The organism is Pedobacter terrae, from assembly GCF_036946585.1.
Lineage (GTDB): Bacteria > Bacteroidota > Bacteroidia > Sphingobacteriales > Sphingobacteriaceae > Pedobacter > Pedobacter terrae_C.
In genome coordinates this window covers 248,474-271,160 of sequence record NZ_JAQIIV010000001.1, presented here as the reverse complement: position 1 = coordinate 271,160, position 22,687 = coordinate 248,474, and the positions used below count along the sequence as shown (strand labels likewise).

The following is a 22,687-nucleotide window of genomic DNA, read 5'->3' as shown; positions in this document are numbered from 1 at the left end:
CTATTGCACTATTTACAAGATTACAAATTTACCTCTAAAATGAAAATACTTTGCCTTAAGTGCATGGTTCAAATTAACAATTTAATTTTTTTTGAATCATTTATCCTTTTGGCTTTATTGCGATATTTATTGTTAATTTTTTTAAAGCGCTTTTGAGCATTTACCAGTTTTGTTATCTTGCATTACCAAACAATATCTTTATGTACGAAAACGCGCTCCACCCTTCTGCAAATTTTAAGAAAATGGCCCGTAAATCTATTATGGCTATTTTATTATTTGTGCTAACCTACCTTCTGTTGGTCTCTGCCGCGGTGGTTTTAACTGTCCTTTCAGCGTATGCCGGGCTCATGCTCATTGTAGCCAAGCCGATGATAATTACAATTATGCTTGGCGGTGGATTGATTTGTTTTGGAGTGTTGATTTTGATCTTTCTGGTAAAGTTCATATTTAAGGTAAACAAAATTGACCGTTCCCACCTAACACAGGTTACAAAAGCAGAACAACCCGAGCTTTTTAAAATGATTGATGAAATTGTTATCGCAGTAGGTACTGATTTTCCTAAAAAGGTTTACTTTTCGTCAGACGTTAATGCCTCTGTATTCTATGATTCCAGTTTCTGGAGCATGTTTCTTCCGGTAAGAAAAAACCTGCACATTGGCCTGGGGCTTATGAATACAATATCGATAGACGAGCTAAAGGCGATTCTTGCACATGAATTTGGGCATTTTTCACAAAAGAGTATGCGTACCGGAAGTTATGTGTATAATGTTAACCAAGTCATTTACAATACACTTTACGATAACGAAGGTTACAGTCATTTTGCACAACAGATAGCAAATGTGAGCAATTACTTCGCGATTTTTGTTGTTTTAGCCGGTAAAATAACAACTGGAATACAGTTTATACTAAAAAAGATTTACGATGTTGTTAACCTGAACCATTTGGCACTTTCCAGGGAAATGGAATTTCATGCAGATACGGTTGCCGCAAGCGTAGCTGGTTCTGATGCGTTAATTACCGCTCTTCACCGTCTGCAACTTGCCGACTATTCGCTGAACAATGTATTTAATTATTATAACGATAAAATTAAGGATAGGGAAAAAACCAATAACATTTTTCCACAGCAAAAATTTGTGATGGATTTTTATGCCAGTCTTCAGCAGATCAGGACAGTGCATAATCTTCCAATAGTGTCAGAAGAGCATTACAATAAATTCAATAAAAGTAAACTCGTTTTGAAGGATCAATGGTCTTCACATCCAAGTACCTCAGATAGGGTAACGCATCTTAAGAAACTGAATTTTCCGTTGAAAAGTTATGGCTCCGGTATAGCGATAGATTTGTTGGTTAATAAAGATGAAGTACTTGAACTGATTACCAAAAAGCTTTTTGATGCAATAGATTATGGAGATACACCTGTAATTTCAGATATTAGTAAGTTTGAGGAAGATTTTTTTGAAAATCAGCGAAAAAATGCATTCCATCAGCTGTATAACGGCTATTTTGATTTTAGAAATCCACCAATCGATTTTGATGCTGGTGCATTTGAAAAAACTACGTTTACTATCCCGTTAGAGGTTAATCATTTTTTTAGCGATGAAAATCTGAGTTTGATATATCTCCATGATGGTATTAATGAAGATTTAAATCTGCTTAAGCAGATTGAGGATAAAACTTTTGAAGTTAAAACCTTTGATTACGATGGAAAAAGATACACACAGGCTGATTGTCGGGAATTAATTAATCGCTTAGAAAGTGAATCCAAAGATTTGGAAGATCAACTGAAAAGACTAGATATGCAGATTTTTGAGTATTTTCTATCTCTTGCCTGTGAGCAAGGTCGAAAGGAAGAATTTATAAATTTTTATCGCAACTATCAAGCCATCCATTCACTTTTAGAAGGGCAGAATGATTGTCATCATAAAATCGCGCAGGTAACATCTTTCATGCATACACGTACGGCTGTTGAAACGATTGAGCAACAGATGTATTTGGTCAAGAATGAAGAAATTAAATTTAAAAAAGAACTTCTAAAATTACTCACAAACCCTTTGTACAGTGAGCAGGTAAATGAAGAAGATAAAAAACTGATAGAAAAATTTACCTCATCTGATTATAAGTACTTTGCAGGTGGCAGCTATTTTAATCTTCAGGTGGATGAACTTTTTGAGTCGATACAGTTTTTCGTAAAGATTATTAATGTTACAAATTTTAAATCCAAAAAGAAATTACTCGATTTTCAAATAGAATTGGCAAATATACATCTAAGTAAAACCGATAAATTACTTGCTGATTAGTCTTTTCCGTAAATAAAAAAGCAACAGGCTTTATGAATAATTTTCATAAGGCCTGCTTTAATTTTTTGAGTATCATTAGCTATTTTAGTTATCCTGATCTTTGTTTTTATGCGCGATCTGGCTGTCCCTAGTATTTTTTTGGACTGTTATGGCGCCAAAAAGTGAGAGTAAAAAAGCAAAGGCATAAAACCCCTTTTCACTAGGCAACAAGGTTGCGTTCCACAAACCAATTACCAATAACGTAATGGTTAATAAAGTAGAAAACCAACTGATGCCATAATAAATTTCTGTTACAGGGATGCCTTCCAGTTTATCTCGAACAGCTTTTTGCAAAGAAATTACCGCGAAAAGTCCAAACATCAATACGGTAAAATAATATCCTTTTTCATTAAGGAGCATGTCAGAACGCCACAGGCCCACAATAAAGCCAATCATTCCAGTGCCCAGGGCAATCCAGGAGGCTGCTATAAATGCATTTGAAGGTTTTTGATTCATAGTTTTGAGATTTAATTTAATTCGACAGACAAGGCTAACGATGGGTAAAAGGTATAAAATAAAAAGCAATTGCTATAAATTGTTTTAAATCTGTTATCATCAGACACAAAAATCAAACAAAATTCAATCTTTTGTATTATAGCTGTATACTCTTATTTTAGTCATATGCGAACGTTGCTTACATCTGCCCAAATGCGCAGTGCTGATCATTTTACCATCACCAACAATCCTATTGCATCAATTGATTTGATGGAAAAAGCCGCCAGGGCCTTTGTGCAATGCTTTTTAAGAAATGAGTTCGATACAAATAAAAGCATAGCGATCTTTTGCGGGAAGGGAAATAATGGAGGGGATGGACTGGCTATCGCACACTTACTTATTGCTAACGGATATGATAATTTAAAAGTTTACATAGTTAACTTCACGGAAAAGCAAAGCGATGATTTTGCAATTAACCTGCAACGGATGCAGGAAACACGCTGTAAAAAAACAATTATCAATAAGGCTGCAGAGCTAAAAAATCTGAAGGCCGATATCATCATTGATGCGATTTTGGGTTCTGGATTGAATAAGCCACTAAGTGGAGACTTTGAAGCGCTGGCACAGGTTATAAACAAACTGAACAAAAAAGTATATGCCGTTGATGTGCCTACAGGTTTTTTTACTGAAGGTAAATTACCTAAAGATTATAATGGCATAAAAGCCTATAAAACCATTTGCTTTCAAAGGCCAAAGATTAATTTTTTCTTTCCGGAGTCGGCCATGGCGACTGAAAAATTTGAAGCCGTTGATATTGATCTGGATGAAGTTTTTATCCAAAAGCAAGAATCAGATTTTTATTTACTGGAAGCACGTGATATAGAAAAGATCCTACAGCCCCGAAGATTGTTCAGTCATAAAGGCACATATGGTCATGCATTGATTATAGCAGGGAACAGCAATACCATGGGCGCAGCCTTACTTTCTGCCATGGCTTGTTTACATACTGGCGCAGGATTGACCACGGCATGTATTCCACGGAGTGGATTAACCGCCTTAAACGCTACATTACCAGAGGTAATGGCATTGCCAAGGGATGAATACACCAGGATAGAGGATCCAAAGAAATATCAGGCAATTGCTATTGGTCCCGGCTTAGGTACCGAGCCTGATCATGAGAAACTATTAGAAAGTTTGATAATGGCAAAACGGCCACTCATCATTGATGCAGATGCGCTGAACATTTTGGGCAAAAAACCAGATTTGATCGATAAACTTGTTGCAAATACTGTGATCACCCCACATATGAAAGAGTTCGATCGGTTATTTGGTGAGCATGAAAATTGGTGGGATAGGGTGCAGAGTGCCAAATTATGGGCTAAGCAGCATAAAATAGTTATCGTGCTTAAAAACCAATATACTTTTATCTGTTTACCAACAGGTAAGATATTTATTAACCCTACAGGTAATCCGGCCATGGCACAAGGAGGGATGGGGGATGTGCTTACTGGCATGATTGCCAGTTTTAAAGCACAGGGATATCCGGCGGCAGATGCCGCTATTCTGGCCTGCTATATCCATGGCAGAGCAGGCGATTATTTAGCAGAGGAACAATTTGTGGTTCCTGCATCGCAGCTTGCAACAAGAATACCAAAAGAGATTAAAAAACTCATATCTAAATAGATTAATACAATTTTATTTAAAAAAGCTTTATTAGCTTCTATGCTAATAGTTTATAATTCAAAGGAATATTTTAGTTAACAGATATTTTAGAACGGAAAACAAATTTATGGCACAAAAAGAATACACGCTTAGTGAGTTGATTCAGGAATCGGCTGAAAACCCAAATGAAAATGATTTTTTTGAATTAGAGAAACCTGCCATGCTGGAGGTTAATCTGAAAAACCAAAGAATCCTGGCAAAAGCAGGTTCTATGGTAGCTTACATCGGAAATATTGATTTTAAAAGAGAAGGGCTATTGAGTAAAGGGTTGGGCGGTTTATTAAAAAAAGCGATCTCTGGCGAGGGTACTTCACTCATGCATGCAACAGGAACCGGTAAATTGTATCTGGCAGATGAAGGAAAAAAAGTTAAAATTATTAAGCTTCAAAACGAAGCAGTTTTTGTAAACGGTAATGATGTTTTAGCTTTAGAGGATAATATTAAAAATGAAATAAAAATGTTAAAAAGCATTGCAGGGATGATGAGCGGTGGTTTATTCCAGGTAAAATTATCAGGAAGTGGTTATATTGCCATTACTACACATGGCGAACCCATATTATTAAGGGTAACGGGCAACCAGCCTGTGTATACTGATCCAAATGCTACCGTAGCCTGGTCAGAAAATTTAACGCCAAACATTAAAACCAATTTAACATTTGGCTCTTTCATCGGTAGGGGAAGTGGCGAATCTTTTCAGTTGGAGTTTTTTGGCGAAGGATGGGTATTGGTACAGCCTTATGAAGAAGTAAAGTACGCTGCTAAGTCTTAAATTCTTTTATTCGTGGAGACACGAACCAAGGCGATAGTGGGTAAACCTAGAATACGACCACAGTGCCTGCCCATAAAGGCGGGCATAGATCTTTATCTATAAGATCTATCTCTACTTCATGACTCGTGGAAACATGACCAAGGTGATAGTAAAGACCCTGAAACAAATTCAGTGCGCCGATTACTAAACAAAAAATCCCGGCATTTTTTATGTCGGGATTATAATAAGTTATTTGATTATTATGCTTTAAACGCCACCCATGACGGTTAGTTTATCCATTGTTGGATTAACACTTCCACCCATAGGCTCTAAGGTTACCGCAAAAGCTTGCGCTTCCTGTATGGCTTGCATTTTTACCACAGCTTCATTATGGGTAGAATCTATTTTTCCGAAAACACCTAAACTTACAGGCTTGCCATTTACCAAAGCCCAGAGCTGGTATTCATGTTCGGCATCAGTTTTTGGTAAATCCATGGCCACATAATTGATCAATACACTCTTATCTTTTTTATTCCAATAAACCTTCATTTTAGACGCCGGACTAAAAGCCTGCCCCGCCATACGGATGGTTGCCCATTCTTTGCTATCGGCCATTGCGGCCATATTTCCTAGGCCTTGGTTTTCAAACTCAAGCTTACTTACTACTCCGGCAAATTTCTGTTTATCCAGGCTTAAGCTGGCAATCTGATCATGCGCGGCATTTAATTTATTGTATGTAATAAATAGTGCCACTGTACTTATTATCAATAAAGCGATACAAGCTACCAAGGCATAACGTAAAACCCTCACTTTGCCATCGCTTCCGTCCAAACGTATAATTTTTGCTTCTTCTGTATAAATTGGTTCGGGCTGGACATTCAAATCATCTTCAAATTCATTTAATCCCAATTTTTCGAATAATCTTGTTTCTACATCCGGAGATGGCTGTAAAGCATTTTGCATAGCATACCTCTCCATAGCTCGCTCTATAGCAGCTATTTCATCCCCTACCTCAGGATATTGAGATGCCATTTCCTCCACCCGCAATGTTTCTTCAGGTGATAAATCACCCAAAACATACAGTTCAAGTACTCCAGATTCGATATATGCTTTTAAATTTTCCACGCTCAATTAAAATTCCTTCTCAACTCAATAATAGCCAATCGGATCCGGGTTTTCACCGTACCTAATGGCAGATCTAACTTTTCTGCGGCTTCCACATGGGTGAAGCCTTTGTAATAAACTAAATCAAGAACCGCTTGCAAATCCGGTTTAAGGTTATTTACAAGTTGCTTAACACCAAGAACATCGGGATTAAACGTAACCTTGTTTTGCTCATCAACAAAACTTACGTTATTTTCTATATCTTGGTTTTTGAGTGAATTCTTAAAATCTTTAGAACGTAATTTATCGATCGATAAATTGCGGGCAATATTCATCATCCACGTGAATAAACGTCCTTTAGTATGATCATAATGTGCGGCAGATTGCCAGATCTTTACAAAAGTTTCTTGTAAAATATCTTCAGCAAGCTCGGAGTGGGTAATAATGCGTGAAATAACACCATAAAGCGCTGACGAATACATGCTGTATAGTGTTTTTAGTACCGCTGGATCTTTCGATTGCAGTGCTAGCACAAGTTCTGGCTCAGTTAAGGTTAATTTTTTAAATGCAGTCACTATGGATACTAAGATACATTACACAACAGCAAAAGCAAAAAAAAGTTTTATAAAGACATTCCATCAAGGAATATAGTTATAAAACTTTTGTATTTTATTTGTGTGAGTAAACTATACTATCCCTTCAATAGGAAACAAGTGTTTTTCGGCATGGTAAGATGAACGAACCAGCGGACCACTTTCAACGTATTTTAAGCCTTTTGCCAAGCCAACTTCCTTAAACTTGGCAAAGGTATCAGGGTGAATCCAATCAACTACAGGATGGTGGTTGCGGGTTGGTTGTAAATATTGCCCTAAAGTTAAGATGTGCACGCCATTGGCTACTAAATCGTCCATGGCTTCGAAAATATCTTCTTCAGTTTCGCCCAAACCAAGCATAATACCTGTTTTTGTTCTTAAACCAAATTCAGAGATTCTTCTTAGGGCTTCTAAACTTCGATCATATTTTGCCTGGATACGCACTTGTCTGGTTAAACGCTTAACGGTTTCCATGTTGTGCGAAACCACCTCCGGACGTTCTTCCAAAACGCGGTACAAGTTATCCCATTGGCCCTTAAAATCCGGAATCAAGGTTTCTAAGGTAGTAATTGGACTTTCTCTGCGAATAGCTTGCAAGGTTTCTGCCCAGATGATGGAACCGCCATCCTTTAAGTCATCACGATCTACCGAAGTAATTACACAGTGTTTAACCCCCATTAACCTTACCGAATCGGCAATGCGGTTAGGCTCATCAACATCAACAGCCAAAGGACGGCCTGTGGCTACCGCACAAAAAGAACAGCTGCGGGTACAGATGTTTCCTAAAATCATGAATGTTGCTGTACCTGCACCCCAACATTCGCCCATATTAGGGCAATTGCCACTTTCGCAGATGGTATGGAGCTTGTGCGTGTCTACTAAACTGCGAACCTGTGCATATTCTTTACCAACGGGTAATTTTACACGTAACCAATCTGGTTTACGCTTTACTTCAGTCACAGCAGGTACTACCGGTAAATCAATCATGATACAAAGTTAACGAATAGGATTGAATTGTTGCAATGCCGAAATGTTTGAGCGTTGTAATAATAAGTTAGGTTAATTGTTTAAATCGGTTAACTTAAACCCTATTGAAGCGGCAGCTCCCGATTTTTTCATCGGGACTACAGCGGAAAGAGGGACTGCTTTTCCCAACAAGTAGGGCCGTACCTTTTCAAAAAAATAAAAAGTCTTAAAGCCTTTGGGCAAAGTAAATAATGAAATATGTTGCCTGTGAATGTTGGCTAAAAATCATAAGCCTAAAATACCATTGCCCGTGGTGTCAGCTATTTCTATCAGACACTAAAAAAATTAACCCCATTTCAAAAGCGATTTGCTGTTTATTTTCTTTAAAGCCAATCTGCTTGTAAAACCGATGACTTTCAGTCCGTTTAACGTTACACCTTACTTTTATTTTTTTTACCTCATGCTTTTTCGCCCAAATGTTTACATTTTCAATTAACTGCTTCCCGATTTTTAGGTTTCGGTAATTTTCATCCACAATTAAACCTCCAATTTCTACAAATGCATCAGATTCTACCCTTAAAGTGTAAAAACCGTGAATCCAGCCTACTACTTTGTTATCAATTAACGCAACGAAGGCGCAGTTTTCGTTACTGTTATTAATATGTTTAATTCTTGCTGATGTTTGCCTGATGTTACTTTGATAACCCAATTGTGTGGAAAGTGTGGCTACGCTTTCGGCATCTGTTACCGAAATTTCTCTGATCTGAACCATTTATTGATATTTGATAGGAAAACCTAAAAATAGGGATTTAAATTTGTTTCACGTTCAGATGGTAACACTGGCAGCACGGATACCATTTATAAATGTTAGCTAAAAATCATATACTCAACAATACCATTTTAAAGGTTTTAACTTTCTAACTAAATATTACATTTGCAATATGGATACTGGCTTACAGCTTTACAATACGCTTTCGCGCAAAAAAGAACTTTTTCAACCCTTAAATGCACCCAATGTTGGGATGTATGTTTGCGGTCCTACTGTTTACAGCGATGTGCATCTTGGCAATTGTCGTACATTTATCTCTTTCGATTTAATTTTCAGGTACCTGAAGTATGCTGGTTATAAGGTGCGTTATGTACGTAATATTACGGATGCAGGCCATTTGGAGGGCGACAGAGATGAGGGCGATGATAAGTTTGCCAAACGTGCGAAACTGGAGCAGCTTGAGCCAATGGAAATTGTGCAGAAATATACCTTAGGTTTCCATGATGTATTGCGCATGTTCAACACGCAGCCGCCAAGTATAGAACCCACTGCTACAGGCCATATTATAGAGCAGATTGAAATGATCAAGGTCATCATTGCCAATGGTTATGGTTATGAGGTAGAGGGCAATGTATATTTTGATGTAGAAAAATATAGCAAAGAGTATAATTATACGATTTTAACCAACCGAAACCTCGAAGATATGCTGAACAATACCCGCGAACTGGGTGGACAGGACGAGAAACGTGGAAGGTTAGATTTTGCACTATGGATAAAAGCAAAGCCAGAAACTTTGATGCAATGGCAATCGCCATGGGGCATGGGTTTTCCGGGCTGGCATATCGAATGTTCGGCCATGAGCGCTAAATATTTAGGTGCTGAATTTGATATTCACGGAGGTGGAATGGATTTGGCAGCAACACACCATACTAACGAGATTGCGCAATCTGAGGCTTGCAGCCATAAACAGCCTGCCCGTTATTGGATGCATACCAATATGCTTACGGTAAACGGTACGCGTATGTCTAAGTCGGCGGGTAACGGTTTCCTTCCGTTAGAGTTGTTTACTGGCGACCACCCGTTATTGAAGAAAGGCTACAGCCCGATGACGGTTAAGTTTTTTATGCTACAGGCGCATTACCGTAGTACTTTAGATTTTTCTAACGACGCACTGGATGCTTCGGAGAAAGGCTTCCGTCGTTTAATGTCGGCCATTGGCCTGTTAGATAAATTATCAGTTTCTGAACAAAACGATTTTGATATCGATGCATTGAAAGAGAAGTGCATTAATGCGATGAATGATGATTTTAACAGTCCGATTTTAGTTGCCGAGTTATTCGAAGCCGTTCGCATCATCAATACGGTGTACGATGGTAAAGGAAAAATTTCGGCAGATGCTTTAGAAAAGTTAAAACAACTGATCAACGATTTCGTATTCGATATTTTAGGGTTGAAAGATGAAGATGCCGGAGGAAATGACTTAAATGGCGTTCTAGATATGGTAATCAACCTAAGAACCGAAGCAAAAGCGAATAAAGATTATGCCACTTCTGATCGTATCCGCATCGGATTGCAGGAATTAGGCATCCAGCTCAAAGATGGCAAAGAAGGAACTACCTGGAGTAAGGCTTAGTTAGCTCTGTAGTAAGGTCATCCCCAGACTGGTTAAAAGGAAAAATTTTTTACAGGGTCATCCGCCTGCTCATTTCAAAGGGAAAGAAATTGATCTGCCAGGGAAAATAAATAGCTTTTATGTGTAATTGTTAATTACTTTTGAAGTTAGCCAACTGATAAAATTTTATATTCGCACAACTATACTTAAACATATAATGAAAAAAATATTTTCAACAGCAATCGCTTCGCTTTTAGCTTTAGGTGCTTTTGCTCAAAAAAGCGACGGAACAACCAAATCTTTAATAAATGCTGAAAAGGATTTTGCTAAGTCAATTGCCAAAAATGGAGATAAAGAAGCTTTTATAGACTATTCAACCACCAACACTTTGGTATTCAGACCAAACCCTGTTAATGCTAAAACTTTTTATGCAGCCAAGGCAAATGCAGAAAATGATGTAACATGGACACCAAATTTGGCAAAAGTATCGCGGAGTGGTGATTTAGGTTTTACTACAGGACCATATGAAGTTGGGACTTCAGAGAAAAAATACGGTCAATACTTATCGATCTGGAAGCCGGAAAACGGCAGATGGAAATTAGCTATTGATTTAGGGACAGAAAGTAATAAACCTTTAGCTAAGATTACGCCACAGTTTGTTGAACCTAAAGATCATGTTGCTCCAAAGTTCTTAAATGAAAAAGAAATTAAAGCAGGAAGGGATATAATATTAACTACCGAGAAAACATTAAACACCTTATTAAAAACGCATGGTATTGCTGCCTTTGGCGGCTTTTTAAACAACGATGCACGTTTGCTTTTCCCTGGTAACGAAGCCATTGATGGAAAAGGAAAAATTATTGCTTTTTATAACAGCATGATCAGTAAAATTAACCTGAAAACAACTGGTGTAGACAAAGCAATCGGCAGCGATCTGGCTTATACCTATGGTGTTGCCACTATCGATTACAAGGCCGATTTACGTGAAAGTTTTAACTATGTTTTCGTTTATGAAAAGGCAGCAGATGCAAGCTGGAACCTAATTGTACAGGCTTTTGTGCCAGCAGAAAGATAAATAACAAAAATGTGAATTAAAGAGGGGCTATCTATAAAAAGAGGCCCTTTTTTATTATGACATTTTACGTTGGTAATTTCCGTTCGTATTTATTATTAAAGTTGTCAGCCTACTAATAAAATTACCCTTTTTACGTTTAAAATTTATGCACAAAAAATTACTTTTCTTCTCTACGCTCGTTTTATTGTTTTTTCAGGTTTCTGCTCAAAGAAAAAAGTTTGATGTTCAGGGTAAAGCCGGCGCTCGTGGTATTATGCCGGAGAATACTGTTGAAGGAATGTTGAAAGCGATAGATTTAGGCGTTACCACCCTCGAGATGGATGCCGTAATTTCTAAGGATAAACAAGTAGTGCTTTCGCAAGAACCCTATTTCAATAACGAAATTTCTTTGCTGCCCAATGGCAAGCCGATTACTTTAAAGGATCAAAAGAATTATAACATTTATAAAATGGACTATGAGCAGATTAAAAAGTTTGATGTAGGCAGCAAAGTTCACAACCGTTTTCCCGGGCAGATGAAGTTTAAAGCCTATAAGCCTTTACTCTCCGAAACCATAGATGCAGTTGAGGCTTACGTTGAAGAACACAAAATGAGTAAACCCGTTTACAGCATTGAAACAAAAACGATTAAAAATGGCGACAATGAATTTCATCCGGAGCCTGCAGAATTTGTGGAGCTGATCATGGATGTCGTTCATTCAAAAAAAATTGCCAAACGGGTGATTATCGAATCGTTTGATATGCGTACGCTGCAGTATTTGCACGAGAAATATCCAAAAATACAAACTTCTTTATTGATTGATGAAAAAGAACCTTTTGAAGATTATATTGACAAATTAGGATTTAAACCAACTATTTATAGCCCTTATTCGGTGTTGGTTGGTAAGGGATTGGTAGACCGTTGCCATGAAATGGGCATTAAAATTATACCCTGGACAGTAAACACAGTGAAGGAGGTAAAATACTTTAAAAGTTTAGGTGTAGATGGTATTATTACCGATTTCCCAAACATTATGGGACAGTTAGATAAATAGCTGCTGACGCTCCGATCTGTTTCAGTTTGTTGAATTAAGCGTCGCGTCTCTACGGATTTAAGATAAAATTGAGTTTCAAACTCAATATGAAAAATGAATCATAAACCCTTGTCTATTCGATAATCCATAGTGATTTTTTGGAACTTAACAGACAGATTATGGGTATATAGGAAATCAAAAAGCGCTGATTTGCAGCGCTTTTTGATCCTTTAACTTAATGCCTAGTGATGCGATTCAGGCGCTTCTGTATGGTGTGCTTCAGTTTTCTCATGTGAAGAAGTCTCTTCACCATGGTGAAAAATTGGTCTGGTGAACGCCACAAGCAGGATTAAAACAATAATCCAAGCCGTTAATGGCAAAGCCCAAATGCCTTTTGTTTGCTGAACCGGTGCGTGTGAATCGTGAGCTGACATATCGAATATTTTTGATTTTAAAATTATGCTTTCTAATTGTGTGGTAAAGATAGTAACAAAATTAAAATAACAAGGGCAATTTGGCGAATAGTATTTTAAGATAAAAAGTTGTCAAAGGGGATAAAATGCACTGCCTTTATCCTTGTAAATCGTAAATCATCACTTTCGTACTATTTATCTTGCCTTTAACGCGGGTTTGGTGCTCCTGTAAAGTGCGTTGCTCTTCATGAAGGGCATTAAAAAGTTCTGCCTTTTTGAAATGGTTTGCCGCTTCTTCAAAATTTAATTGTTGCTCAGCATGTAAGCCTAAACATTCATAAATATGCGATTCGCAAACACCAGGCACAAGTAAAGCCTTTTCTGCAATCTGTTTTACCAATTTGCGCATTTTAAGTATAATAACAAGTTCCAGGTAGGGTTTGTATACCTCCGGAAAATCAGGGTCTAGTTCTATGCAACGCTTGTAATAATAACCTGCGGTTTTATAATCTTTAAAATGGTTTTGATAAATATTGCCCAGCTGAAAATAAGCTCTGGCATAATCAGGGGCGGAAACAATAATTTCGTTAAAATAATGAAGTGCCTGTGGTAATTCGCCCCAGCGCAATTCTTCAATGGCCTGTAGATATTTTTCTTCTACAGTGGTATAAATGTCCATAACGGATATCGTTGATTTTTGCTAAGCAGTTATTGCTTAGCAAATGTGTAATAAATTGATTTAAATTGGATTTTACAATGTTGAAACTGAAAACCGGACTAAGGGTTGGAAAGGGAATTGAAGTCACTACCCAAGTCCTTTATGCCACAAGACGGGCTAAAGTTTAGTTGCTGGATATGTAGTTGACGTAGCATTGCTGTGAATTTGTTGCAAAGATATTTATTTTCAACGAATTGCAAATTATTTTTATGGACGCTCTGAAAATTTCTCATTATTGTGCACGGCAGAATTCAATAATAATCAGGGAAATTAAATTAGCTGCAATAGGTATTCAAAATAGGGATTACAAATCCCGACTAGCCTAGTAACGAACCTAATGCTACAATAAATTTTTAATAATGTTTTCAATTGATAAACCTTCGGCCTCGGCGCGGTAATTACGTACAATGCGGTGGCGTAAAATTGGTTCTGCAACTGCTTTTACATCTTCAATATCGGGGGAGTATTTTCCGGTTACTGCGGCATGGCATTTGGCACCCAACACTAAAAACTGTGAAGCACGCGGACCGGCACCCCAACTAATGTATTTATTAACGGCATCAGTAGCAAACTCTGTATTCGGACGGGTTTTCGATACGAGTTTAACGGCATATTCCAGTACATGATCTGTTACGGGAATCTCACGGATCAGTTTTTGAAAATACTGGATGTCATCTGCATGGATAATTTTCTGTAGCTGGATGGTTTTATTACTCGTGGTGTTTTTTACGATATTCAATTCATCTGCAAAAGCAGGATAATTTAACTGGATATTGAACATAAAACGGTCTAATTGAGCTTCGGGTAGGGGATATGTTCCTTCCTGCTCAATAGGGTTTTGCGTAGCCAGGACGAAAAATGGCTTAGGCAAGGTATGTGTTTGCCCTGCTGCGGTAACCGATTTCTCCTGCATGGCCTCTAAAAGTGCTGCCTGCGTTTTTGGAGGGGTACGGTTAATTTCATCAGCAAGGATAATATTAGAAAAAACAGGCCCTTTTATAAATTTAAAGTGCCTGTCTTCCCCTAAAATCTCTGCACCGATAATGTCGCTTGGCATTAAATCTGGTGTAAATTGGATCCTGTTGAAATCAAGATCGAGAACGGAGGCCACAGTTTGTACAAGTAAAGTTTTAGCCAGTCCTGGTACGCCAACCAACAGACAATGTCCGTTACTAAAAATGGCAATCAAAACAGATTTTATGATGTCATCTTGTCCAACTACTACTTTGCTTATTTCAGCTTTAATGTTGTTGAAAGATTGATGAAGTGCATCAACAGCTTCTACTTCGTTTTTATACTGCATTGGTGTTATTTTGCGGCTGTGGCGGTTTTAGTCCAGATTTTTAATTCATCACAAGTGTTAAATTCGTCGTCGATTTTAATATATGTACTCTCACGACGTTTTTGAAACCATTCGCTTAAAGTACGATTAATTTTATCACTTTGCGCGGCATCTCTGATTTTTGGAAAATCTTGAGCTAAGTTTGCTTTATGTGGTGGAATTTTCGATTTAAGATATAAAATACGGTAGCCTTGTTTACCATCAGCTGCAGTAAATAAATCAGGTTTGGAAATGCCGCCAACCTTCATGGTATCAATTACCAGAAATACTGAAGGATCCAATTTGTCAACCGGAATAAAAGTACTTCTTGCCTGAACGTTTTCGGCATTCATCATCATACCACCGTTGTATTTAGTCTCTTTATTATCTGAATAAAGGTTTGCCGCAGCAGCGAAGCTTAATTTCTTGCCAATGATTTTGTTGTAAATACTATCTGCATGCAATTTTAAACGTGTTAAACTTTCTGGCGTAGTTTTAGGCATAATTAAAATATGTCTAACATGTACCTGCTCGCCTCTACGCTCTAAAACCTGTAAAAAGTGGAAGCCATAATCTGTTTCGAACACGGGTGAAATTTCTCCGGCTTTTAATTTGAATGCCCAGGCCGTAAATTCTTTAACCATGGTGTTTCTATCAATAAAACCATAATCACCGCCGTCTGAGGCAGAACCTGGATCTTCGGAATAGGTTTTGGCCAAAACCCCCATATCTTCACCACTTTTAACCCTTAAACGAAGCGCTTCAATCTTATCGCGGAATTTCTGTTTTTCTGCCCTCGTTAATTGTGGATTTAAAATCACCTCTCCAACTTCAACCTCCGTATTAAATTCAGGAATGCTATCGCCTAACGATTTGAAGTACTTTTCCACCTCCATTGGCGTAACATTAATGTTTTCGGTAATTTTTTGCTGCATTTTATTTGCAATCAAATCATCTTTTATGGATGGTCTGATTTCATCTTTATACTGTAATACCGATTTGTTTAAGAACTGCTCCAAACGCTCCTGCCCACCGGCCCTTTGCATACTGTAACGCATTCGCTTGTTTACTTCTTCATCAACAGCGCCATCATCAACCATTACCGAGTCGATTTCAGCCTGTTGCTTAAGTAATTTTTGGGTTAAGGTTTGTTGTAATATTTTACACTTAATACTATTGTTTGGTTGGTTTCCCTGATAAAGATATTGTGCGTATTGTTGGTCTAAGTCAGATAGCAGGATAATATTGTTTCCTACAACAGCAGCAACTTTATCTACGGTGTGTTTTTGAGCAAAACTGTTTAAAAACAGGCAAGTTAGAGCGGTTGCTACTAAAAAAACTTTCTTCATTCTATTTATTATATTTTCAAATTTAATACTTATCGTCAACAAAATCATGTTGGTTATAATTTGGCAAGCTTCTTTAACTCACTTTCATTAATTTTGATCTGATATTTCTGTTTAAGGCTTTTTAGCCACTTTTCTTCTAAACTTTGTTGGTAATCGGCAATTACCGCTCCTCTTACCTCGTTTAGAGGTTTATTGTAATTATTTTGGTTTTTAGCATAAAATTCATTTATGGCCTGCTCATCTTCCTGCGCCTTGTTCCAGATTTTTTGTTCTGAAACATTGAACATTAAAACCCCTTCGCGGTATTCATTCAGTAAGAAATCATGATCTTTGCTACTAACCCCAGCTTTTTTATGTGTAGCCAAGGCATCCTCAAAGGTTTTAATTTCTTCCTGGTAATCTGCGCTTTTGTCCAACCCCATCTCGCGGGCATCTAAAACCTTCAGCTTAAAATTGATGTACAAATTTAAATAGGCTTGTAAAGTATCATACGGCACACTAATATTTCCGTTATGGCTTTTTTTGTATGCCCACAAAAATTCTTTAGCACTTATCGATTTTCCGTTTACCACAGCAACGTTTTGCGCAAACGAAATGCTATACATTAAGCAGAAAAAAAATAAGGAGTAAGCTTTTTTCACGCAGGGTACTCTATAAATTTTAAGGGATAAAAGTAACAATTAGCAGGGCTATTATAAGATATTTAACTAATTTTAACAGAAATTATTATCCAGCAAAAATACGAATGGAAAACCAGGTTACCAACAATGCGAATGCTTTACGTTTATTTTTTACTGAAGAGGTTTTTCTGGTAAAGGATGAAAACGTAGAAATTCTGCCTGTACGTAATACTGAGCCAGTTTCTACTATCGAAAATGTTTCTGTTAAACTAGCAGAAGAACCTGTTTTCAAGCAAGAAATAGCGCAAATTCCGGAGATTAATCCTACAAACTCTCCTAAAGTTTACCCAGAAACTCCTGAAATTCTGCATCAAGTGGCAGAATCTGCTCCTGAAAAAACATTTAAATTTTTAGGCGGGAATAAAAAATCAGTACTCATTTTAGTTAATGATGGTGCACATGAGGTCAGTACCGAGCAAGGCAGGGAGCTGTTGAGGAAAATTGTTAAAGCTGTAGATTTGGGTACGCCAGATTTCGCACTTTTAAACTACTCAAATTATAAAGGAACAGATTTTGTAGAACTGCATCGATTTTTCAAACCTGCCATTATGTTATCTTTCGGAGTGGAGTTTGTTGATTTGAGATTGAACTTTACCTGGCAGAATGAAATCATCGTTCATGAAACGACCAGAATTATCTATGCTCCACATCTCCATCATCTGGATAGCGATTTAAATGCAAAGAAAATATTGTGGGGACACCTTCAGAAAATTAAATAGCTTTGGTAGAATAAAGTAGTTAGTATCAAGTATCTACATTTGATAGCATAGCCTTGATATAAAAGCCTTAACCTTTCAACATTTCAACTTTTTACCTTCTAACTTTTTCCAATGAAAAAACTTGTATTTGCTACCAATAACCAACATAAAACTGAAGAAATACGTGCTGCACTTGAAGGCAAATATGAAGTTTTAAATCTGGAAGACATTGGTTGTTTCGTTGATATCCCTGAAACTGCCGATACTTTTGAGGGTAATGCAACCTTAAAAAGCAGTTATGTCGTTGAACATTTTAATTTGGACTGTTTTGCCGATGATAGCGGTTTAGAAGTTGAAGCCTTAAATAACGAACCCGGCGTTTATTCTGCCCGATATTCTGGCAGCAGGGATAGCTTGGAAAATATTCAAATGGTTTTGGCAAAGCTCGAGGGGAATCCAAACAGGAAAGCAAGGTTTAAAACGGTAATCTCCTTAATGCAGGATGGTGAAAACCATATTTTTGAGGGGGGTAATAGAAGGGACAATCAGAACAGCGCTATCAGGCTCTAAGGGTTTCGGTTATGATCCTGTCTTCCAGCCAGATGGTTATGAGATTACGTTTGCTGAAATGGAACTAGCAGAGAAGAATAAAATTAGCCACAGGGCTATTGCATTAAAAAAGATGCTGGCTTTTTTGACGGATATTTGAGGTGTCGTCATGCTGAATTTATTTTACAAGTAGATATGATGTTTTCAATTGCCTTGTAGCTACTTCGTGGTCAGCATCTTACAGACCACATAGACCCTGAAATAAATTCAGGGTGACGACTATAAGAATAAATCACATTTTACCAACTGCCTTTTTCACCTGAACCGAGTCTTTTTTCGGTAAGATGGGTTTAATGCCAAAGTTGGACGTGTCTGCAGGTTTAGTTTGAGGCGATTTCTGATCAACTTTTAAACTATCTTTCCTCAAGGTAATTTTGGGTTTAACAGCAGGTGCCGTTGTTGATGGTTTGCTTGCTGTTGCTTTTGCACCAGTCCCGGTTTTGGTCACAACTGTTTTCGCTTTTGCTTTCGGTTTAGCTTTACCAGATGAGCCGATAGCATCTTTCTTTGATTTCGGACGTTCATTGGGTTTCCAGGAGAATCCTTTTAATACATGATCTTTTGCAATAGTATTTTCGGGATTCAAAGCACCCTCTATTCCTTTAATATATACAATCTCCTCAATGGCATTTTCCTTATCCTTAAAAATAAACTTTATCCTGCTGCTTAAGGTTTGGTTCATTTCTTTATACACTTTCGTGCTGTCATCCTGGGTATAATAAATGCTTTCGGCATTGCCATCTACATATAAGGTTTTGAATTTCCCGTTGGTAAAGAAACCTGTCATCAACCTTCCTTTTATTTGGTTAAACCTTAACGAATCTTTAGGCGTATTTACTAAAAATGCATTCCTAAAAGCCTGTAAATTGTTTAGTTTTTTATTCTTAAACTGAACAAATATGGTGTCGCCAACCTGTTGTGAGCCTTCCGACCAGATGATCGGGTTATTGTAGCAGCGTAAGGTAGAGTCGGCACTGGTGTAAAACAGGCTATCAGTTTTCGCCTGAATATTTGTTTTAAAAATCTTTACGCCATGATAAGCCTTTATAATACGTGTTTGAACGGTATCAGCCGGGTTAAGTTTGGCCGTATCCGTTTTTAATGCACCGGCTTTTAAATTTCCAAGGACTTTTGTTAAATTATCTTTGCTGCCAGGTTTTGTAACATTCTTTTGCAGGCTGTCAACATTGGCTTTCGAAACATCCTGTACCAATGGCGAAGCTTTGTCGGTAATCGTTTTTTGCAAACTATCGATTTTGGTTTTCGATAGGTTTTTTGTAATCGAATTGGTTTTTTCAGATGGTTTTTTCAAACTATCAGTTTTAAGCTTAGGCAGATTTTTGATTATTGAATCGGCTTTTGCCTTTACAATATTGCTTTTTTGCAAACTGTCTAAATTAACTTTAGGCAGTCCTTTACCAAGTGAATCTACTTTTGATTTTAAACTATCAATACTTTTATCTTTCAGGTTCAGCTTGTCTTGTGTTTCAGCATCACCTTGTTTTTTCTTTTTATCAGCCTTGTTATTTCTGGAATTACGCTTATTTCTATCTTCTTTTTGGCTTAGTTCGGCTTCTGGTTTATATTTTGGTTCCCCTTTTTCTTTCTTTCCACTATCCTCATCATCTTCCCCAACCTGGTTATCAGCTTTAATCGAGATTTTAGGTACTAATTTTAAGGTTTTTTGCAGTACCATCTGCGTTTCCAGTGTATCTGCGCCCATCCATAAACTATCAGGCCTTTTTTTATTCTTCACCATTACTGAGTCTTCAGTACCTATCCCTAAATAGGCATTTCGGGTAACTAAGGTCCGTTGATCCAGTTTGTAGTAATAGCCTAAATCGCCAAACATTTTCATCTTATCTTTGGTGTCAGAAAAAACAATATTTTTAACCGCTTTGCCCACGCCCTGTTTGCCATAATAATATAAACTATCACCTTTTAAAGACCTTGTACCTTGTGTGTAGAGATTTTTCTTTCCGAAAAAAGCATCTTCTGTTAAAGTATTGTATTGGCCATTTTCTGTATACAAGTTATCATCTTTGCCCTTGATATTGGTTGGTCCGTAAAAATAGGTCCACTTATCCTGAGTATTGTAACTCATGGTATCAGATTTAATGGTCGATTGAGGCGTAACCACTACCACATCATATTTAAAATAGGCTACATTTCGCTGACTAAAATAATATCCATTTTTACTGGTTAGGGTTACATCCTTATTTACAATTTTACCACCACTGGTATAAGTTCCGATTTTAGTGAGTGTGTTGTAATCCAGAATATTAGTGGTTAAAACTGAAGTAGGATCAACCATTCTTACATTGCCGGTTAAATGTGCCTGTTTTTTATTTCCATCATATTCGAGCTGATCGGAATAGATATCGGTGGTAAGCTGGTTGATGTGCACATTCTTATATGCTTCAAAATAATTACGCTTGCTATAAAATATAGCGCTATCGCAGGTTAAAGTTGCGTTATCTTGTTGGAAGACTGGATTCCGAAGAAAACTGACGTTTTCATTTGCACGTATCAAGATATGATCATATGAAACAATCTTAATTTTCGAAGCAGGCTGCTGGCCGAATAAAAATGCCGGACTGATTAAAAGTAATAAAAAGACAAATAGTTTTTGCACACTACAAAGTTAGTTTTTTGTTCCGAACGTTCGGAATACCAGTTAAAATTAAATATTTTTGATGGATGTTACCCCTTAGTCAATTTCAGGATTTTATTGAACAGCAAAACTTATTTGTTCAGGGCAATCGCATTCTTTTGGCTGTAAGTGGGGGGAAGGATTCGGTATTAATGCTGCATTTGTTTAAAGCAATAGGCGTTGATGTTGGTGTGGCACATTGTAATTTTAATTTGCGTGCCGATGAAGCACAACGCGATGAAAGTTTTGTTGCATTGTTGGCCAAAAATTTTGAGTTACCTTTTTATGTAACGCATTTTGATACCAAAAAATATGCAACCGAAAATAAAATTTCTACCCAGATGGCAGCGCGCGATTTGCGCTATAATTGGTTCGAAGAAATCAGGCGTAATGAAGGATACGATTACATAGCCCTGGCACAACACCAGAACGATGCGGTAGAAACTGTACTCATTAACCTCACGCGTGGTACAGGCATAAGCGGATTGCATGGCATTTTACCTAAACGTGATTTTTTGATCAGGCCTTTACTTTTTTTAAACCGCCAGCAGATTGATGAGATAGTAAAGGTTAATAACATTGATTTTGTAGAGGATAGTTCGAATGTAAGTACAAAATATACCAGGAATAAAATCAGGCTACAGGTAGTGCCGCATCTGCAGGAAATCAATCCTAATCTCGAAAAAACATTTGCCGAAAATATAGCTCGTTTTGCTGATCTGGAGGCTTTTTTGGATGTGCAGGTGCAAAAACTTGTTCATGAAATCCTGGTTCAAAGAAAAGATGGTAGCTATATTTCCTTAGATGAGATTTCCAGATTAACCCCACAAAAGCTGCTGCTTTACGAGCTGCTTAAACCGTTTAATTTTGGCGAAAATGTGGTGCAAGAAATTATAGATAGTTTAAAGGGCTTGAGTGGTACACATTTTTTCAGTGCCACACACCAGGCAATTATCAATAGGAATGACCTGGTAATTGTTGAAAAGAATAAATCGGTTGCAGCCAATCAGTTTATTCATCCAACAACAGAAAACATTGGCTTTGGCAACGTAGAAATCTCATTAGTGTTTACTGATGAAGTTAAATTCGAAGTGGATACAAATAAAGCTTTTGTAAATGCAGATAAATTAATTTTTCCTTTAGTACTTCGGAACTGGCAAAATGGAGATAAATTTATTCCACTGGGCATGCGTAACCCTAAAAAGGTAAGCGATTATTTTATCGATACGAAAGTTCCCCTGCATTTAAAAAGCACTACGCCAATTCTGGTTAACGGAAATGGCGAAATTATCTGGATAACGGGTATGCGGCAGGATAACCGATATAAATTAATTACAGCAACAAAAAAAGTTGCTATATTCGAACTCAAAATTAAATAAGTGGAAAGCAAATACGCCTATATCGAAAAACAATACATCGGACGTGATTATGTGCGCATTTTCATTAGGCTCATTATGGCTGCTTTCTGCTTTGCTGCTTATGTTTACGAGCGCGATCGTGACAATACGCAAGACCTGTTCCTGGTAGTAGGCTTCGGAATCATAGGTGTATCAATGCTTTTGCTTTTCCTGATCCAGTATAAAATCGTGGTAGATAATGGTAGTGTTATATTAGATGGACTTTGGACAACAAAGCGTGTTAAGATCGACCTAAATAGTATTGTTGATGTACGTAAGGCTACCTACAGCCGTTATTTTTTCAATAACCCGGTTTACAACCTGCATACAAAAGGAACGATTCGTTTTTATTCGTCAGGAAAGGACGCGGTGGTGTTAACCGATCGGGATGGTTTAGAGTATTTTATCGGTACACAACGTCCAAATGAACTTTTCCTTGTAATTAAAGAGGAAATGAGAAATCTGAAATAGTTTTCT

The 22,687-nt window shown here is 37.4% G+C and carries 22 protein-coding genes; 11 read left to right on the top strand and 11 right to left on the bottom strand.

The genetic code is table 11. The features are described 5' to 3' along the window. Positions 1-200 precede the first annotated feature (200 nt). Positions 201-2,297 (top strand): M48 family metalloprotease, encoded by a 2,097-nt coding sequence (locus PGN18_RS01210; protein ID WP_335317533.1) that lies wholly within the window; start codon positions 201-203, stop codon positions 2,295-2,297. 84 nt (positions 2,298-2,381) lie between these two features. Here PGN18_RS01210 and yiaA read toward each other — a convergent pair whose 3' ends face one another. Further along, complete coding sequence (gene yiaA, locus PGN18_RS01205) at positions 2,382-2,792, bottom strand: inner membrane protein YiaA (RefSeq protein WP_335317532.1); 411 nt, start codon at positions 2,790-2,792, stop codon at positions 2,382-2,384. A 165-nt stretch (positions 2,793-2,957) separates the two neighbouring features. Between yiaA and PGN18_RS01200 the strand changes: the two genes are divergently transcribed. Continuing rightward, a complete protein-coding gene (locus PGN18_RS01200; protein WP_335317531.1) occupies positions 2,958-4,454 on the top strand; it encodes an NAD(P)H-hydrate dehydratase in 1,497 nt (498 codons plus the stop codon). 106 nt (positions 4,455-4,560) lie between these two features. Then, positions 4,561-5,262, top strand: coding sequence for an AIM24 family protein (locus PGN18_RS01195; protein WP_335317530.1), 702 nt, complete (start codon positions 4,561-4,563; stop codon positions 5,260-5,262). Positions 5,263-5,508: 246 nt separating this feature from the next. On the opposite strand, the gene PGN18_RS01190 is transcribed toward PGN18_RS01195, so the two are convergent. The 4 genes from PGN18_RS01190 to PGN18_RS01175 form a co-directional block, all read right to left on the bottom strand. After that, positions 5,509-6,366, bottom strand: coding sequence for an anti-sigma factor (locus tag PGN18_RS01190; protein ID WP_335317528.1), 858 nt, complete (start codon positions 6,364-6,366; stop codon positions 5,509-5,511). A gap of 2 nt (positions 6,367-6,368) precedes the next feature. Then, positions 6,369-6,920, bottom strand: coding sequence for an RNA polymerase sigma factor (locus PGN18_RS01185; RefSeq protein WP_335317527.1), 552 nt, complete (start codon positions 6,918-6,920; stop codon positions 6,369-6,371). A gap of 111 nt (positions 6,921-7,031) precedes the next feature. Next, on the bottom strand, positions 7,032-7,925 hold the full coding sequence (lipA, locus tag PGN18_RS01180; protein WP_335317526.1) for a lipoyl synthase: 894 nt from the start codon (positions 7,923-7,925) through the stop codon (positions 7,032-7,034). A 295-nt stretch (positions 7,926-8,220) separates the two neighbouring features. After that, complete coding sequence (locus tag PGN18_RS01175; RefSeq protein WP_335317525.1) at positions 8,221-8,676, bottom strand: GNAT family N-acetyltransferase; 456 nt, start codon at positions 8,674-8,676, stop codon at positions 8,221-8,223. 169 nt (positions 8,677-8,845) lie between these two features. Here PGN18_RS01175 and cysS point away from each other — a divergent pair, with 169 nt between their 5' ends. The 3 genes from cysS to PGN18_RS01160 all read left to right on the top strand — a co-directional run bounded on the left by cysS (position 8,846) and on the right by PGN18_RS01160 (position 12,393). After that, positions 8,846-10,306: a cysteine--tRNA ligase gene (cysS, locus tag PGN18_RS01170; RefSeq protein WP_335317524.1), complete on the top strand. Its 1,461-nt coding sequence runs from the start codon at positions 8,846-8,848 to the stop codon at positions 10,304-10,306. A 196-nt stretch (positions 10,307-10,502) separates the two neighbouring features. Then, on the top strand, positions 10,503-11,360 hold the full coding sequence (locus PGN18_RS01165) for a nuclear transport factor 2 family protein (RefSeq protein ID WP_335317522.1): 858 nt from the start codon (positions 10,503-10,505) through the stop codon (positions 11,358-11,360). A gap of 145 nt (positions 11,361-11,505) precedes the next feature. Beyond that, positions 11,506-12,393, top strand: a complete 888-nt coding sequence (locus tag PGN18_RS01160; protein WP_335317520.1) for a glycerophosphodiester phosphodiesterase family protein — start codon at positions 11,506-11,508, stop codon at positions 12,391-12,393. A 221-nt stretch (positions 12,394-12,614) separates the two neighbouring features. On the opposite strand, the gene PGN18_RS01155 is transcribed toward PGN18_RS01160, so the two are convergent. The 5 genes from PGN18_RS01155 to PGN18_RS01135 form a co-directional block, all read right to left on the bottom strand. Then, on the bottom strand, positions 12,615-12,806 hold the full coding sequence (locus PGN18_RS01155) for a hypothetical protein (RefSeq protein ID WP_025144195.1): 192 nt from the start codon (positions 12,804-12,806) through the stop codon (positions 12,615-12,617). A 136-nt stretch (positions 12,807-12,942) separates the two neighbouring features. Beyond that, positions 12,943-13,464 (bottom strand): hypothetical protein, encoded by a 522-nt coding sequence (locus tag PGN18_RS01150; protein ID WP_335317517.1) that lies wholly within the window; start codon positions 13,462-13,464, stop codon positions 12,943-12,945. Positions 13,465-13,843: 379 nt separating this feature from the next. Next, positions 13,844-14,806: an AAA family ATPase gene (locus tag PGN18_RS01145; RefSeq protein WP_335317516.1), complete on the bottom strand. Its 963-nt coding sequence runs from the start codon at positions 14,804-14,806 to the stop codon at positions 13,844-13,846. A 5-nt stretch (positions 14,807-14,811) separates the two neighbouring features. Beyond that, a complete protein-coding gene (locus PGN18_RS01140) occupies positions 14,812-16,173 on the bottom strand; it encodes a peptidylprolyl isomerase (RefSeq protein WP_335317514.1) in 1,362 nt (453 codons plus the stop codon). A 53-nt stretch (positions 16,174-16,226) separates the two neighbouring features. Beyond that, on the bottom strand, positions 16,227-16,778 hold the full coding sequence (locus tag PGN18_RS01135) for a hypothetical protein (protein ID WP_335317513.1): 552 nt from the start codon (positions 16,776-16,778) through the stop codon (positions 16,227-16,229). Positions 16,779-16,918: 140 nt separating this feature from the next. Here PGN18_RS01135 and PGN18_RS01130 point away from each other — a divergent pair, with 140 nt between their 5' ends. The 3 genes from PGN18_RS01130 (at position 16,919) to PGN18_RS01120 (ending at position 18,260) form a co-directional block, all read left to right on the top strand. Next, positions 16,919-17,572, top strand: coding sequence for a hypothetical protein (locus PGN18_RS01130; protein ID WP_335317511.1), 654 nt, complete (start codon positions 16,919-16,921; stop codon positions 17,570-17,572). A gap of 111 nt (positions 17,573-17,683) precedes the next feature. Beyond that, on the top strand, positions 17,684-18,121 hold the full coding sequence (locus PGN18_RS01125; protein ID WP_335317509.1) for a non-canonical purine NTP pyrophosphatase: 438 nt from the start codon (positions 17,684-17,686) through the stop codon (positions 18,119-18,121). Continuing rightward, on the top strand, positions 18,054-18,260 hold the full coding sequence (locus tag PGN18_RS01120) for a non-canonical purine NTP pyrophosphatase (protein WP_335317508.1): 207 nt from the start codon (positions 18,054-18,056) through the stop codon (positions 18,258-18,260). The genes PGN18_RS01125 and PGN18_RS01120 overlap by 68 nt, the downstream gene beginning before the upstream one ends. Before the next feature lie 132 nt (positions 18,261-18,392). Here PGN18_RS01120 and PGN18_RS01115 read toward each other — a convergent pair whose 3' ends face one another. Next, positions 18,393-20,795 carry an OstA-like protein gene (locus tag PGN18_RS01115; RefSeq protein WP_335317507.1) on the bottom strand — a complete coding sequence of 801 codons (2,403 nt, stop codon included), beginning with the start codon at positions 20,793-20,795 and terminating at the stop codon, positions 18,393-18,395. 65 nt (positions 20,796-20,860) lie between these two features. Between PGN18_RS01115 and tilS the strand changes: the two genes are divergently transcribed. Together tilS and PGN18_RS01105 are read left to right on the top strand one after the other, a co-directional pair. Continuing rightward, positions 20,861-22,192: a tRNA lysidine(34) synthetase TilS gene (gene tilS, locus PGN18_RS01110; RefSeq protein WP_335317506.1), complete on the top strand. Its 1,332-nt coding sequence runs from the start codon at positions 20,861-20,863 to the stop codon at positions 22,190-22,192. Further along, positions 22,193-22,681, top strand: coding sequence for a hypothetical protein (locus tag PGN18_RS01105; protein ID WP_335317505.1), 489 nt, complete (start codon positions 22,193-22,195; stop codon positions 22,679-22,681). Positions 22,682-22,687: the final 6 nt, after the last annotated feature.

Bases quoted from the DNA above. Each gene is read 5' to 3' on its own strand.
- PGN18_RS01210 (WP_335317533.1), top strand. From the start codon at position 201: ATGTACGAAAACGCGCTCCACCCTTCTGCAAATTTTAAGAAAATGGCC.
- yiaA (WP_335317532.1), bottom strand. From the start codon at position 2,792: ATGAATCAAAAACCTTCAAATGCATTTATAGCAGCCTCCTGGATTGCC.
- PGN18_RS01200 (WP_335317531.1), top strand. From the start codon at position 2,958: ATGCGAACGTTGCTTACATCTGCCCAAATGCGCAGTGCTGATCATTTT.
- PGN18_RS01195 (WP_335317530.1), top strand. From the start codon at position 4,561: ATGGCACAAAAAGAATACACGCTTAGTGAGTTGATTCAGGAATCGGCT.
- lipA (WP_335317526.1), bottom strand. From the start codon at position 7,925: ATGATTGATTTACCGGTAGTACCTGCTGTGACTGAAGTAAAGCGTAAA.
- PGN18_RS01175 (WP_335317525.1), bottom strand. From the start codon at position 8,676: ATGGTTCAGATCAGAGAAATTTCGGTAACAGATGCCGAAAGCGTAGCC.
- cysS (WP_335317524.1), top strand. From the start codon at position 8,846: ATGGATACTGGCTTACAGCTTTACAATACGCTTTCGCGCAAAAAAGAA.
- PGN18_RS01165 (WP_335317522.1), top strand. From the start codon at position 10,503: ATGAAAAAAATATTTTCAACAGCAATCGCTTCGCTTTTAGCTTTAGGT.
- PGN18_RS01160 (WP_335317520.1), top strand. From the start codon at position 11,506: ATGCACAAAAAATTACTTTTCTTCTCTACGCTCGTTTTATTGTTTTTT.
- PGN18_RS01155 (WP_025144195.1), bottom strand. From the start codon at position 12,806: ATGTCAGCTCACGATTCACACGCACCGGTTCAGCAAACAAAAGGCATT.
- PGN18_RS01150 (WP_335317517.1), bottom strand. From the start codon at position 13,464: ATGGACATTTATACCACTGTAGAAGAAAAATATCTACAGGCCATTGAA.
- PGN18_RS01145 (WP_335317516.1), bottom strand. From the start codon at position 14,806: ATGCAGTATAAAAACGAAGTAGAAGCTGTTGATGCACTTCATCAATCT.
- PGN18_RS01140 (WP_335317514.1), bottom strand. From the start codon at position 16,173: ATGAAGAAAGTTTTTTTAGTAGCAACCGCTCTAACTTGCCTGTTTTTA.
- PGN18_RS01135 (WP_335317513.1), bottom strand. From the start codon at position 16,778: ATGTATAGCATTTCGTTTGCGCAAAACGTTGCTGTGGTAAACGGAAAA.
- PGN18_RS01130 (WP_335317511.1), top strand. From the start codon at position 16,919: ATGGAAAACCAGGTTACCAACAATGCGAATGCTTTACGTTTATTTTTT.
- PGN18_RS01125 (WP_335317509.1), top strand. From the start codon at position 17,684: ATGAAAAAACTTGTATTTGCTACCAATAACCAACATAAAACTGAAGAA.
- PGN18_RS01120 (WP_335317508.1), top strand. From the start codon at position 18,054: ATGGTGAAAACCATATTTTTGAGGGGGGTAATAGAAGGGACAATCAGA.
- tilS (WP_335317506.1), top strand. From the start codon at position 20,861: ATGTTACCCCTTAGTCAATTTCAGGATTTTATTGAACAGCAAAACTTA.